We start from the raw sequence: 14067 nt of genomic DNA on the forward strand, positions 1-14067 counted from the left end.
GGGCTTAACCTCGCGCCTCGACACTGGCCGCCAGGATCGCCAGCACCAACTGCTGGAAATCGAGGCCGGCCGCACGTGCCGCCATGGGCACCAGGCTATGGTCGGTCATGCCGGGTGCGGTGTTGACTTCAAGCAGCCAGAAACGGCCCTGCTCGTCCTGCATTACATCCACACGGCCCCAGCCAGCGATGCCGATGGCGTCGCAGGCGCGGGCGGTGAGGTCGATCAATTCCTGTTCCTTGGCCGCGTCCAGGCCACACGGGATCCGGTACTGGGTATCGGAAGCCAGGTACTTGGCGTCGTAGTCGTAGAACGAATGCGGGGTGCCCAGGGCGATTGGCGGCAGAACCTGGTCGCGCAGCACCGCAACGGTGAACTCCGGACCTTGAATCCACTGCTCGACCAACACTTGCGAATCGTAGTTGGCGGCGTCTTTCCAGGCCGCGATCAATTCCGCGACGCTGGACACTTTCGCCATACCGATACTGGAACCTTCATGGGCCGGTTTGACGATCAAAGGGAAGCCCAGTTCCGCGCCTGCAGAAATACAGTCGGCTTCGCTGGCCAGCACGGTGTGCAGCGGGGTCGGAATACCCAGGCTCTGCCAGACCTGCTTGGTGCGCAGCTTGTCCATGGCCAGGGCCGAAGCGAGGATGCCGCTGCCGGTGTACGGGATGCCCAGGCACTCCAGCAGGCCCTGCATGCTGCCGTCTTCACCGCCACGGCCGTGGAGGATGATGAAGGCGCGATCGATCTTCTCGTTGAGCAGGCGGGTCAGCAGGTCGTCACCGACATCGATGGCGACCACGTCGACACCCGCGCTCTGCAGCGCGTCGATCACTGCGGCACCGGACTTCAGCGAGACTTCGCGCTCGGCGCTCTTGCCGCCGTAGAGCACGGCGACGCGGCCGAAGTCTTGCGGGGCAATGGTGGAGTGCAGCTTGGCGTAGGCTTCGGCAGTCATTTCGATTTCCCCTGACTGGCAACCGCACCAGCGAACAACGGACTTTTCAACAGTTGTGGCGCGAGGCCGCCGATATCACCGGCGCCCTGGCACAGCAGGATGTCGCCGGCACGCAGCAGCGGCTTGACCAGCGGCGCCAGCTCGATGCCGCGCTCGATGTAGATCGGGTCGAGCTTGCCGCGCTGGCGGATGCTGTGGCACAGCTGGCGGCTGTCGGCGCCCGGGATCGGCTCTTCGCCGGCCGGGTAGACTTCCATCAGCAGCAAGACGTTGGCGTCGCCCAGCACCTGGACGAAATCGTCGTACAGGTCGCGGGTACGGCTGTAGCGGTGCGGCTGGTAGACCATCACCAGGCGGCGCTCCGGCCAGCCCCCGCGGACGGCCTTGATCACTGCGGCGACCTCGGTCGGGTGGTGACCGTAGTCGTCCACCAGCATGACGTTGCCGCCTTCCACCGGCAGTTCGCCGTACACCTGGAAGCGTCGGCCAACCCCCTGGAAGCCCGAGAGCCCCTGGACGATGGCTTCGTCGCTGATGCCTTCGTCGGTGGCAATGGCGATGGTCGCCAGGGCATTGAGCACGTTGTGGTTGCCCGGCATGTTGACCGACACGTCCAGCGGCGCGCGGTCGCGGCGCAGCACGGTGAAGTGGGTCTGCATGCCCGACTGGCGTACGTTGATCGCCCGCACGTCGGCTTCTTCGCTGAAGCCGTAGGTGACTGCCGGGCGCTTGACCAGCGGCAGGATCTCGCGCACCACCGGGTCGTCCAGGCAGACCACGGCCAGGCCGTAGAACGGCAGGTTGTGGAGGAACTCGACGAAGGTTTTCTTCAGCTTGTTGAAGTCGCCTTCGTAGGTCGCCATGTGGTCGGCGTCGATGTTGGTGACCACCGCCACCAGCGGCTGCAGGTGCAGGAAGCTGGCATCGCTTTCATCGGCTTCGGCGATCAGGTAGCGGCTGGTACCGAGTTGGGCATTGGTACCCGCGGCGTTCAGGCGGCCACCGATGACGAAGGTCGGATCCAGGCCACCGGCGGCGAAGACCGAGGCCAGCAGGCTGGTGGTGGTGGTCTTGCCGTGGGTACCGGCGACGGCGATGCCGTGGCGATAGCGCATCAGCTCGGCGAGCATCTCGGCACGCGGCACCACTGGAATGCGGCGCTCAAGCGCGGTGGCGACTTCCGGGTTGGCGGTGTTGATGGCGCTGGAGACCACCAGCACATCGGCGCTGGCGGCGTTCTCGGCACGGTGGCCGATGAAGATTTCCGCGCCGAAGGACTTCAGGCGCTCGGTCACGGCCGAGTCCTTGAGGTCCGAGCCGGACACCTGGTAACCCAGGTTCAGCAGCACTTCGGCAATGCCGCACATGCCCACGCCGCCGATACCGACGAAGTGGATGCGACGGATGCGGCGCATTTCAGGCTGGGGCATGGCTTTCTGGTTCTCAACCATGGGCCACCTCCAGGCAGATATCGACCACGGTGCGGGTTGCAGCAGGTTTGGCCAGGCGGCGTGCCGTGGTGGCCATGGTGTCGAGTTTTTCCGGTTGCATCAGCACCTCGTTCAGGCGTTCAGCGAGCTGCGCTGCGCCAGTTGTCGCTTGCGGCATCAGGAAGGCGGCGCCTTCACGTGCCAGATAATGGGCGTTGTGGGTCTGGTGGTCGTCGATCGCATGGGGCAAGGGCACCAGCATCGACGGCAGTCCGGCGGCCGCCAGCTCGCTGACGGTCAGCGCACCGGCACGGCACACCACCAGGTCGGCCCAGCCATAGGCTTGGGCCATATCCTTGATGAAGGGCTCTACCTGAGCCTCGATCCCTGCTTCGCGATAACGCTCGGCAGTGATCTGGTCATGATGCTTCCCGGCCTGGTGGAACACCTCGGGCCGGATGGCTTCCGGCACCAGGGCCAGGGCCTGGGGCAACAGCTTGTTCAGCGGCTCGGCGCCGAGGCTGCCGCCCAGTACCAGCAGGCGCGCACGGCGTCCGGCCAGGGCTTCGCGCACTGGTTCCAGGAACAGTTCGGCACGCACCGGGTTGCCGGTGGTACGGCGCTTGTCGCTGGCACCAAAGGTCTCCGGGAAGGCTTCGCAGACCCGACCGGCCAGTGGCACCAGCAAGCGGTTGGCAGTACCGGCACGGGCGTTCTGCTCGTGGATCACCACCGGCACGCCGCACAGCTTCGCGGCCACGCCGCCAGGGCCGGTGACGTAGCCACCGAAGCCGACCACGCAGACCGGCTTGACCTGGCGCATGATCCGGCGCGCCTGGAGCACCGCCTTGACCAGGGTGAACGGCGCCTTGAGCAGCGACAGCTTGCTCTTGCCGCGCAGCCCGGTGACGTTGATCAGGTGCAGTTGCAGGCCGGCCTGCGGCACCAGTTCGTTCTCGATGCCGCGTGGCGTGCCCAGCCAGTGCACGGTGAAGCCGCGCGCCTGGAATTCCCGGGCGCAAGCCAGCGCCGGGAACACATGGCCGCCGGTGCCGCCGGCCATGATCAATACGTTCTTGCCGTCAGCGGCCATGATGATTCGGCTCCTCGGCAAAATCGTTTTCGTCGAATTCGTGCTCCTCGCTGCCCAGGTGCGTGCGGCTCTCCCACTCGATGCGCAACAACAAGCCGACGCAGGCACAGCAGATCACCAGCGAGCTGCCCCCGTAGCTGAGGAACGGCAGGGTCAGGCCCTTGGTCGGCAGCAGGCCGACGTTCACCCCGATGTTGATCAGGAACTGGCCGATCCACAGGAAGGCCAGGCCGAAGGCCACGTAGGCGGAGAAGAATTGCTTGGCTTTTTCCGCCCACAGGCCGATGTACAGCGCGCGCACGGTGACGAAGACGAACAGCGCCACGGTCAGCAGCGAACCGATCACCCCCAGCTCTTCGGCAAGCACCGAGAACACGAAGTCGGTGTGGGCCTCCGGCAGGTAGAACTGCTTCTGCACGCTGTTGCCCAGGCCGACGCCGAACCACTCACCACGACCGAAGGCGATCAGCGCCTGGGTCAGCTGGTAGCCGGAACCGAACTGGTCGGCCCAGGGGTCGGTGAAGGTGATCAGACGCGCCATCCGGTACGGCTGGGCCTGGACCAGGACGAACACCGCGCCCACCGCCAGCACCACCATCAGACCGAAGCGGAACAGTCCCACCCCGCCGAGGAACAGCATCGCCGCCGCCGAGCCCATCATCACCACGGTGGCGCCGAAGTCCGGCTCCATCAGCAGCAGGCCGGCCATCGGCAGGAGGACGATGAACGGCTTGAAGAAGCCCATCCAGCTTTCCCGCACTTCCTGCTGGCGGCGCACCAGGTAGCCGGCGAGGTAGACCACCACGAAGACCTTGGCGATCTCCGAGGGCTGGACGTTGAAGAAGCTGAAGCCGATCCAGCGCATCGAGCCATTCACTTCGCGGCCGATCCCCGGGATCAGCACCGCGACCAGCAGGCCGAAGGCACCGATCAGCATCAGGAAGCCCATGCGCTGCCAGGTGGAGAGCGGCACCATCATGGTGACCAGGCAGGCACCCACGCCGAGCCCGACGTACACCAGGTGGCGGTACATGTGGTAGAGCGGATTGCCCGACTGCGCCGCCGCGACTTCCGACGATGCCGAGGTGATCATCACCAGGCCCAGACCGAGCAACGCCAGGCAGCCGACCAGGAACGGGAAGTCCAGGTCGATGCCACGACCGCTGATCAGCGGCGACGGATAGGGCTTGATGGCGCCGAAGATCATGCCAGTTCTCCTGCGGCCTGGGCGAACAGGCGCCCACGCTCTTCGAAGTTCTTGAACATGTCGAGGCTGGCGCAGGCCGGGGACAGCAGCACGGCATCGCCGGGCTCGGCCAGTTCGGCAGATTTGTGCACGGCTTCCTCGAGGGTCCTGACCCGGATCAGCGCCACGCTGTCACCCAGGGCTTCGGCCAGCAGCTCGGCGTCGCGGCCCAGCAGGACCACGGCGCGGCAGTGTTCGGCAACCGGCGCACGCAGGGCGGAGAAGTCCGCACCCTTGCCATCGCCGCCGGCGATCAGCACCAGCTTGCCGTCGATATCGGCACCCAGGCCTTCGATCGCAGCCAGGGCAGCACCGACGTTGGTGGCCTTGGAGTCGTCGTAGTAGTTGACGCCGTTCAGCTCACGCACCCACTGGCAACGGTGGGCCAGGCCACCGAACGCACGCAGGCTTTCCAGCATGGCCTCGAACGGCAGGCCCACGGCATGCCCCAGGGCCAGCGCCGCCAGGGCGTTGGATTGGTTGTGCGCGCCACGGATCTTCAGCTCGCGAACCGGCATCAGGTTCTGGAATTCGAAGGCCAGGTATTTCTCGCCGTCTTCTTCACGCAGGCCGAAGGCCTTGAAGTCAGGCTTGTTCAGGCCGAAGGTCCAGCATGGCTGGTTTTCCACCGGCAGCGGACGGCTCAGGGCGTCCTGACGGTTGACCACGACCTGGCGCGCGCCACGGAAGATCCGGTGCTTGGCCAGGTGGTAGGCCGGCAGGCCGCTGTAGCGGTCCATGTGGTCTTCGCTGACGTTGAGCACGGTGGCCACTTCGGCATTGAGCTGGTCGGTGGTTTCCAGCTGGAAGCTCGACAGCTCCATCACGTACAGCTCGACGTCATCGCTGAGCAGGTCGAGGGCCGGGGTGCCGAGGTTGCCGCCTACCGCCACGCGCTTGCCCGCCGCAGCCGCCATCTCGCCGACCAGGGTGGTCACGGTGCTCTTGGCGTTGGAACCGCTGATGGCGACGATCGGCGCCTTCGCGTGACGCGCGAACAGTTCGATATCACCGGACAGCTTCACGCCACGCGCTGCTGCCTGCTGCAGGGCTGGGGTAGCGAGGGCCAGGCCGGGGCTGACGTACAGCTCGTCGGCGCGGCAGAGGAAGTCCACGTCCAGTTCGCCACAACGCACTTCCACCTGCGGGTAGTCGCGACGCAGGGTCGCCAGCTCCGGCGGGTTCTCGCGCGTGTCGGCGACCGCAAACGCAATGCCCCGGTTCGCCAGGAAGCGAACCAGGGACATGCCGCTCTTGCCGAGGCCGACAACGATGCGGAAGTGGTCAGTTGCGATCAAGGACACGCGTTCTACCTCAGTTTCAGGGTTGCCAGGCCGATCAGCACGAGAATCACGGTGATGATCCAGAAGCGGACGATCACACGCGGCTCGGGCCAGCCCTTGAGTTCAAAGTGGTGATGGATCGGCGCCATGCGGAATACCCGCTTGCCGGTCAGCTTGAACGACGCGACCTGGATGACCACCGAGAGGGTCTCCATGACGAACACGCCGCCCATGATGAACAGGACGATTTCCTGGCGAACGATCACCGCGATGGTGCCCAGCGCGGCGCCCAGTGCCAGGGCACCGACGTCGCCCATGAAGACCTGGGCCGGATAGGTGTTGAACCAGAGGAAACCGAGGCCGGCACCGATCAGCGCGCCGCAGAACACGATCAGCTCGCCTGCGCCCGGGACATACGGGATCAGCAGGTATTCAGCGAATTTCACGTTGCCCGACAGGTAGCAGAAGATGCCCAGGGCACCGCCCACCAGCACGGTCGGGAGGATCGCCAGGCCGTCGAGGCCGTCGGTCAGGTTGACCGCGTTGCTCGAGCCGACGATGACGAAGTAGGTCAGCACCACGAAGCCGACGCCCAGGGGAATGGTGACGTCTTTGAGCATCGGCACGATCAGGGTGGTTTCGACGCTGGTCGGCGCGGTCATATAAAGGAAGATCGCCGCACCCAGGCCGAACACCGACTGCCAGAAGTATTTCCAGCGGCTCGGCAGGCCACGGGAGTTCTTCTCGATCACCTTGCGGTAGTCGTCGACCCAGCCGATGGCGCCGAACAGCAAGGTGACGATCAGCACCACCCAGACATAACGGTTGCTCAGGTCGGCCCAGAGCAGGGTGCTCACGCCGATGGCGGAAAGGATCAGCGCGCCACCCATGGTCGGGGTGCCGGACTTGGACAGGTGCGATTGCGGGCCGTCGTTACGCACGGCCTGGCCGATCTGGCGGATCTGCAGGGTACGGATCATCCATGGGCCCAGCCACAGGGCCAGGGACAGCGCGGTCAGTACGCCCAGGATCCCGCGCAGGGTCAGGTACTGGAAGACCGCGAAGCCCTTGTAGAACTGTTGCAGATACTCGGCCAACAGCAGCAGCATTAATGTTTCTCCCCGCTGGAATCGCACAAGGCCGCCACGACGTTTTCCATCGCAGCGCTACGCGAACCCTTGATCAAAATGGTGGTGTTGATGGCCTGCTCGCCGCGAACGGCGGCGATCAGGTCAGCTTGATTGGTGAAATGGCGGGCATTCTGGCCAAAGGCCTTGACCGCATGGGCCATCATCGGACCTACGGCATACAGCGCGGCAACCTTGCCCCTGGCATAGTCCCCGACCTCGCGGTGGCCCTCTTCGGCCCACTGGCCCAACTCACCGATATCCCCGAGCACCAGGACGGTGCGGCCGGAAAAGCCGGCGAGTATATCAATGGCCGCGCATACCGAGGTGGGGTTTGCGTTGTAGGTATCGTCGATCACCCGGATGCCGCTGGGCGCGACCTGCGCGACGCCGCGGCCCTTGACCGGTTGCACGGTATTCAGGCCTTCGGCGATGCCTTGCAGCGAGACGCCGAAGGTCTGTGCGGCGGCCGCGGCAGCCAGGGCGTTGGCGATATTGTGGGTGCCAAGCAGGTTCAGCTGGATCGCCACCTGGCCTTGCGGCGCATGCAGGACGAAGGACGGGCAACCGCGCTCGTCGTGGGTGATATCGCTGGCGTGGAAATCGGCGGCGCTATTGCTCAGGGCGAAGCTCAGCACGGCATGTTTACCGGCGCGCTGTTTCCATATGCCAAAGGCCTTGTCGTCCAGGTTCAATACCGCGACGCCACCCTCCCCCAGTCCTTCGAGGATCTCGCCCTTGGCTTCGACAATCTTCTCCGGACCACCGAACTCGCCGACATGAGCCGTACCGGCATTGTTGATCAGCACGACATGCGGTTGGGTCAGGCCGACGGTGTAGCGGATCTCGCCGACATGGTTGGCGCCCAGTTCGATCACCGCCGCAGTATGTTGCGGCGCCAGTTCGAGCAGGGTCAGCGGAGCGCCGAGATCGTTGTTCAGGTTGCCACGGGTCATCAGCACCGGGCCCTGGGTCGCGAGGATGCTGGCGAGCATTTCCTTGACCGTGGTCTTGCCGCTGGAACCGGTGATCGCCGCCACCGGGTGCTTGAAGGCGCGACGGTTCAGCGCCCCCAACTGACCCAGGGCCACACGGGCATCGGCCACCAGCAGTTGCGGCAGGCTGGAACCTGGAACCTCACGCTCCACCAGCGCCGCAACGGCGCCCTTGGCCGCTACTTCGTCGAGGTAGTCGTGGCCGTCGAAACGCGGCCCGGTCAATGCGATGAACAGCTGACCCGGCGCGATCTTGCGGCTGTCGATGCTGACGCCGTCGAAACGCGCATCGGCGCCCAGCAGGCGGCCTTGCAGGGTTTCAGTCAACTGGCTCAGGGACAGGGCTTCAAGCATGGGAGGCCTCCCAGACTGCAAGGGCCTTCTCGGCTTCTACAAGATCGGAAAAGTCGTGACGTTCGCCGTTGATTTCCTGGTAGTCCTCGTGGCCTTTGCCGGCCAGGACGATGACGTCGTCGACACCGGCAGCAGCGATGACACGGGCGATCGCCTCGCCACGACCGGCAATGAACTCCACGCTTTCAACCCTGGAGAAGCCGGGGCGAATATCGTCGAAGATGGCCTGAGGATCTTCGGTACGCGGGTTGTCATCGGTGACGACGACGCGATCGGCCAGACGCTCCGCCAGCTCCGCCATCAGCGGACGCTTGCCGCGATCACGGTCACCGCCGCAGCCGAACAGGCAGGTCAGCTGACCACGGGCATGCGGACGCAGGGCTTCGAGAACCTTTTCCAGGGCATCCGGAGTGTGGGCGTAATCGACCACCACCAGCGGCTTGCTGCCACCGCCAAGACGCTGCATGCGGCCGATCGGGCCTTCCAGCTTGGCGGTGACTTTCAGAATTTCATCGAGCGGATGGTCCATCGCCAGCAAGGTGCCGACCGCAGCCAGCATATTGCTCAGGTTGAAGCGACCGAGCAGGCGGCTGCGCAGCATGTGCTCGCCTTGCGGCGTGACCAGCACGGCGCGCACGCCATCGTCGTCGAAGGTGGCTTCGCGGCAATACAGGGTGGCCGACGGATCCTTGAGGCTGTAGCTGATCAGCCGCGACTCGCGCTGCTCGGCCGCCAGTTCGCGACCGAAATCATCATCCAGGTTGACCACCCGGCAACGCAGGTTCGGCCAGGCGAACAGCTTGGCCTTGGCCGCCTTGTAGGCTTCCATGCTGCCGTGATAATCGAGGTGGTCGCGGGACAGGTTGGTCATCACCACGATATCGAAGGCCAGCGCAGCGACCCGGCCCTGCTCCAGGGCGTGGGACGACACTTCCATGGCGACGGCGCGGGCACCGGCCTTTTTCAGGTCGTTGAGGGTGGCCTGCACGGCGAGCGGGTCGGGGGTGGTCAGCCGACCGCTTTGCAGCGCGCCGTAGAAGCCGGTACCCAGGGTGCCGATCAGGCCGCAGTGCTGGCCCAAGAGGTCGAGGGCCTGGGCGACCAGTTGGGTCACGCTGGTCTTGCCGTTGGTACCGGTAACACCCACCAGGTCCAGCAGCCGGCTCGGCTCGCCGTAAAAGCGTCCGGCAATGTCCGAAAGCTGGGCGATCAGGCCTTTCACCGGAATCAGCGGCGCATCGGTGATCGGCAGGACGGTGGCGCCCTGCACTTCATAGGCAACCGCCGCCGCGCCGCGTTTCAGGGCGTCGGCAATATGGTCGCGGCCATCGACCTTGGCGCCTGGCACAGCCAGGAACAGGTCGCCTGGACGCACATTGCGGCTGTCCAGGGTCAGTTCGCGAATCAGCGGATCGCTGCTGGCGTTAGCAAACAGTTTGCTCAGTGGCATCGTCATCAACCGCGCCCTCCTTTGGCGGGCGCAGCATCAGCTTGCTGCGTAGGGGGCAGGTTATCCGGCGGCACGTTCATCAGCCGCAGGGTGCCCGACATGACCTTGCTGAATACGGGGGCAGAAACCAGGCCACCGAAGTAGCCGCCTTTGCTTGGCTCGTCGATCACCACGACGATGGCATAGCGCGGATCGCTCATCGGCCCGAAGCCGGCGAACAGGGAACGGTAGGCGTTTTCGGTGTAGCCCTTGGAGCCGATGGTGGCCTTACGCGCGGTACCCGACTTGCCGGCCACGTGATAGGACGGGACCTGTGCACGGAAGACACCGCGCGGCGCCTCGATCACCTGTTGCAGCATCTGCTGGATGGTCTCTGCGGTTTCCTTCGGCACCACCTGGGTCGATTCCGGGGCCTTGTCCACCTTGAGAATGCTCAGCGGAACCATCTTGCCGTCGTTGGCCAGGGCCGCGTAGGCATGCACCAGTTGCAGCGCAGTCACCGACAAGCCGTAGCCGTAGGACAGCGTCGCGGTCTCGGCCTTGCGCCATTCACGGTGGTTCGGCAGGTTGCCAACGCGCTCGCCCGGGAAACCGAGGCCGGTGTACTGGCCCAGGCCCAGTTGCGACATCACCCGGTAGATCGCCTCGCCGCCGATATCGAAGGCGACCTTGGACATGCCCACGTTACTGGAGTTGATCAGGATGCCGGTCAGGTCGAGGATCGGACCCTCGGTCTTGGACACGTCGCGAATGGTGTAGCGGCCCAGTTGCAGGGTGCCCGGATAGACCTCGACCTTGTCGGTCGGTTTCCAGCGCCCGCTCTGCAACGCGGCACTCATGGACAGCGGCTTGACGGTCGAACCGGGTTCGAAGACGTCGATGATCGCCCGGTTGCGCATCGCGGCCGGGAACATGCTGCGGCGGTTGTTCGGGTTGTAGGTCGGCTGGTTGACCATGGCCAGGACTTCGCCGGTCTTCACATCCATGATCACCAGGCTGCCGGCTTTCGCCTCCTGCTCGGCAATGGCATTGCGCAGCTCGCGGGTGGCCAGGTATTGCAGGCGCAGGTCAATCGACAACGCCAAGGTCTTCCCGGCCTTGGCGTTCTTGGTGACCTGGACATCCTTGATCAAGCGACCACGCCGGTCCTTGATCACCTGGCGCTTGCCGGGCACGCCGGCCAGCCATTCGTCGTAGGCCAGTTCCACACCTTCGCGACCGTGGTCGTCGAGGTCGGTGAAGCCGACCATATGCGCGGCCACATCACCGGCCGGATAGAAACGACGGAATTCCTCGATGCCATAGACACCGGGAACCTTGAGGTCGAGCACCGACTGACCCTGCTCGGGAGTCAGGCCCCGGACCAGGTAGATGAATTCCTTGTTCGCCTGCTGCTCAAGGCGCTCGGCGAGTTGCTTGGGGTTCTGCCCGAGCGCCGTGGCCAATGCCGGCCAGCGCTCCTTGGAGGCCTGCATTTCCTTGGGGTTGGCCCACAGGGTGGTGACCGGGGTACTGACGGCCAGGGGCTCGCCGTTGCGATCGGTGATCAGGCCACGGTGCGCAGGGATCGGAATGTGCCGCATGCTGCGGGCGTCACCCTGGCTTTTCAGGAAATCGCGGTCGACCACTTGCAGATCGATGATCTGCCAGGCAATGGCACCGACCATCAAGGCCAGCAAACCCAGTACGACCCGGAAGCGCCAGGGATAGAGGGCGCCCTCGAGCTTCATCATGGCGCCACCATCCGCACTTCGTCAGCGGCAGGAACGCGCATTTTCAACTGCTCGCTGGCCAGGGCTTCGATGCGGCTGTGGGCCGTCCAGGTGCTTTGCTCGAGAATCAGGCGGCCCCACTCGGCTTGCGCCTTGTCGCGCTCGTTGAGTTCGCCGTACAGGGTGTTCAGCAACTGCCGGTTCCAGTGCGCGCTGTAGGACACCGCGACCGAGGACACGAGCACGCCAACGAACAGCAGAAGCATCAGGAAGCTTCCGCCTGGCAAGGGTTTGGCGTAGAGCCTGCTCACCGAAGCTTCTCCGCCACACGCAAGACGGCGCTGCGCGAACGTGGGTTGGCCTTGAGTTCAGCGTCGGAGGCGAACTGCGCCTTGCCGATCAGCTTGATCTTCGGCTCGAACGGCTTGAACTGCACTGGCAGGTTGCGCGGCAGGTTGTCCTGCTCGCCCTTGGCCAGCTTGCGCATGAAGAGTTTGACGATGCGGTCTTCGAGGGAATGGAAGCTGATCACCGCCAGACGGCCACCGACCTCCAGGGCCTCCAGCGCGGCGTCGAGACCGGCCTCGAGATCGCCCAGTTCATTGTTGACGTGAATGCGCAGCCCCTGGAACGCACGGGTTGCCGGGTTCTTGCCCTTTTCCCACGCAGGGTTGGCGACCTTGAGCACTTCCGCCAGGTCGGCGGTGCGGGTGAACGGCTGCTCTTCGCGACGCAGGACCACGGCACGGGCCATGCGCTTGGCGAAACGCTCTTCGCCGTATTCCTTGAAGACACGGGCGATTTCTTCTTCCGGGGCGGTGGCGACGAACTCGGCCGCGCTGACGCCACGGGATGGATCCATGCGCATGTCCAGCGGACCGTCATTGAGGAAGCTGAAGCCGCGCTCCGGGTCGTCCAGTTGTGGCGAAGACACGCCGAGGTCGAACAGCACGCCGCTGACCTTGCCGGCCAGACCGCGCTCGGCGACTTCCGAACCCAGCTCGGCAAAACTGCGCTGCACAATGACAAAGCGGCCGTCTTCGGCCGCCAGCGCTTGCCCGGTGGCAATCGCTTGAGGATCCTTGTCGAACCCGAGGAGACGACCTCCCGGGCCGAGGTTCTGCAGAATCAGACGACTGTGCCCACCGCGTCCGAAGGTGCCATCCAGATAGCAGCCATCCGCGCGCACCGAAAGAGCCTCGACGGCCTCGTCCAGAAGTACGGTGATGTGGTTAAAGCCGCTATCAATAGTCACAGGATCAAATCACGCAGTTCGTCAGGCATGGCGCCCGGTTGTTGAATGGCTGCCAGATCCGCTGCAGAAACAGCGTTCCAGGCATCCTCGTCCCACAGTTGGAATTTGTTCAGTTGCCCCACCAGCATCGCGCGCTTGTCGAGCTTGGCGTATTCGCGCAGACGCGGCGGAACCAGAAAACGCCCGCTGCCGTCGAGTTCCAGATCTACCGCATTACCGATCAGCAAACGCTGCAGGCGGCGGTTCTCTTCACGTAACGACGGCAAGGCGCGCAATTTCGCTTCGATCAGTTCCCACTCGTCGAGCGGGTACACACATAAGCAGGGATCCACAGCGTCGATCGTCACGATCAGTTGTCCGGAACTGCGCGAATCAAGCTCGTCACGGTACCGGCTCGGCATTGCGAGACGGCCCTTGGCGTCGAGGTTGATTGCGTTTGCTCCGCGAAACACGGCTGCGCTTCCCTAAATGTTAGCTTTTTTGTGTCTGAAAACCCACTTCATGCCACTTTCTGCCACTTGCGCACACTATAGGAATCCGCCCACCGCACCGTCAAGGCGCGCATATAAGGAAAACCCTTACAGATCGGCGATTTAGCGTAACAAGGACAGACAGGAGGGTACTTGGAGGGGTTTTTCGGGAGGAAAAAGCGAATTCACTCAAATGAATAGAGTGCGAAGTTAAAGTGATTTATTAAGAGTAAGATTTTTTTGGTATTACCGAAGCGGCTTCTGCTATCGAATCAGCAGAGGAAAGGAAGGAGGTGGAGAGTCGATCTGTAAGCCGGGTTCTGTCGAGGACAGTCATTCCTCTACGACGGCCATCACTGGACGTCTTTAGCAACCTACCCGGTTCCAACGCGGGCCGCGCCATATGGAACCCTATTTGGTCTTGCTCCGAGTGGGGTTTGCCTAGCCACGAACTGTTACCAGTCGTGCGGTGCGCTCTTACCGCACCTTTTCACCCTTACCGGCACCGAAGTGCTTAGGCGGTTGTTTTCTGTGGCACTTTCCGTAGGCTCGCGCCCCCCAGGCGTTACCTGGCACTCTGCCCTATGGAGCCCGGACTTTCCTCCCCCGATTTTTGCGGAACAAAAACCGGCAGCGACTGTCCAATCGACTCTCCGGCGCAAAGATTAACGGGAGCGGGCTCAGAGAA

Annotated in this window: 12 protein-coding genes and 1 other RNA gene; all 13 read right to left on the reverse strand. The window is 64.1% G+C overall.

Going from position 1 to position 14067, the window contains the following annotated elements:
- Nucleotides 1-4 precede the first annotated feature (4 nt).
- The 13 genes from AC2CQI_RS15415 to rnpB all read right to left on the reverse strand — a co-directional run bounded on the left by AC2CQI_RS15415 (nucleotide 5) and on the right by rnpB (nucleotide 14032).
- Nucleotides 5-964 (reverse strand): D-alanine--D-alanine ligase, encoded by a 960-nt coding sequence (locus tag AC2CQI_RS15415; RefSeq protein WP_075806448.1) that lies wholly within the window; start codon nucleotides 962-964, stop codon nucleotides 5-7.
- The gene (gene murC, locus AC2CQI_RS15420; RefSeq protein WP_075806447.1) at nucleotides 961-2415 is read right to left on the reverse strand and encodes a UDP-N-acetylmuramate--L-alanine ligase; all 1455 of its coding nucleotides are present in this window, start codon (nucleotides 2413-2415) and stop codon (nucleotides 961-963) included. Before murC ends, AC2CQI_RS15415 begins: the two co-directional genes overlap by 4 nt.
- The gene (gene murG, locus AC2CQI_RS15425; protein ID WP_484577217.1) at nucleotides 2408-3487 is read right to left on the reverse strand and encodes an undecaprenyldiphospho-muramoylpentapeptide beta-N-acetylglucosaminyltransferase; all 1080 of its coding nucleotides are present in this window, start codon (nucleotides 3485-3487) and stop codon (nucleotides 2408-2410) included. Before murG ends, murC begins: the two co-directional genes overlap by 8 nt.
- Entirely contained in the window at nucleotides 3477-4694 is a 1218-nt protein-coding gene (gene ftsW, locus AC2CQI_RS15430; protein ID WP_075806445.1) for a putative lipid II flippase FtsW, read from the reverse strand. The genes murG and ftsW overlap by 11 nt, the downstream gene beginning before the upstream one ends.
- The gene (murD, locus tag AC2CQI_RS15435) at nucleotides 4691-6037 is read right to left on the reverse strand and encodes a UDP-N-acetylmuramoyl-L-alanine--D-glutamate ligase (RefSeq protein WP_484577218.1); all 1347 of its coding nucleotides are present in this window, start codon (nucleotides 6035-6037) and stop codon (nucleotides 4691-4693) included. The genes ftsW and murD overlap by 4 nt, the downstream gene beginning before the upstream one ends.
- A 5-nt stretch (nucleotides 6038-6042) precedes the next feature.
- Nucleotides 6043-7125, reverse strand: a complete 1083-nt coding sequence (gene mraY, locus AC2CQI_RS15440; protein ID WP_042122971.1) for a phospho-N-acetylmuramoyl-pentapeptide-transferase — start codon at nucleotides 7123-7125, stop codon at nucleotides 6043-6045.
- Nucleotides 7125-8492, reverse strand: coding sequence for a UDP-N-acetylmuramoyl-tripeptide--D-alanyl-D-alanine ligase (locus tag AC2CQI_RS15445; protein ID WP_484577219.1), 1368 nt, complete (start codon nucleotides 8490-8492; stop codon nucleotides 7125-7127). The genes mraY and AC2CQI_RS15445 overlap by 1 nt, the downstream gene beginning before the upstream one ends.
- Entirely contained in the window at nucleotides 8485-9948 is a 1464-nt protein-coding gene (locus tag AC2CQI_RS15450) for a UDP-N-acetylmuramoyl-L-alanyl-D-glutamate--2,6-diaminopimelate ligase (protein WP_484577220.1), read from the reverse strand. Before AC2CQI_RS15450 ends, AC2CQI_RS15445 begins: the two co-directional genes overlap by 8 nt.
- Complete coding sequence (locus AC2CQI_RS15455; protein WP_484577221.1) at nucleotides 9948-11675, reverse strand: peptidoglycan D,D-transpeptidase FtsI family protein; 1728 nt, start codon at nucleotides 11673-11675, stop codon at nucleotides 9948-9950. The genes AC2CQI_RS15450 and AC2CQI_RS15455 overlap by 1 nt, the downstream gene beginning before the upstream one ends.
- Nucleotides 11672-11965 carry a cell division protein FtsL gene (gene ftsL / locus AC2CQI_RS15460; protein WP_075806440.1) on the reverse strand — a complete coding sequence of 98 codons (294 nt, stop codon included), beginning with the start codon at nucleotides 11963-11965 and terminating at the stop codon, nucleotides 11672-11674. The genes AC2CQI_RS15455 and ftsL overlap by 4 nt, the downstream gene beginning before the upstream one ends.
- Nucleotides 11962-12909, reverse strand: a complete 948-nt coding sequence (rsmH, locus tag AC2CQI_RS15465) for a 16S rRNA (cytosine(1402)-N(4))-methyltransferase RsmH (RefSeq protein ID WP_484577222.1) — start codon at nucleotides 12907-12909, stop codon at nucleotides 11962-11964. Before rsmH ends, ftsL begins: the two co-directional genes overlap by 4 nt.
- A complete protein-coding gene (mraZ, locus tag AC2CQI_RS15470) occupies nucleotides 12906-13361 on the reverse strand; it encodes a division/cell wall cluster transcriptional repressor MraZ (protein ID WP_009396653.1) in 456 nt (151 codons plus the stop codon). The genes rsmH and mraZ overlap by 4 nt, the downstream gene beginning before the upstream one ends.
- A gap of 311 nt (nucleotides 13362-13672) precedes the next feature.
- Nucleotides 13673-14032, reverse strand: an RNA gene (gene rnpB, locus AC2CQI_RS15475) — RNase P RNA component class A.
- Between the last annotated feature and the right edge of the window lie 35 nt (nucleotides 14033-14067).

The sequence above is a fragment of the Pseudomonas sp. P2S-1 genome, from assembly GCF_057197725.1.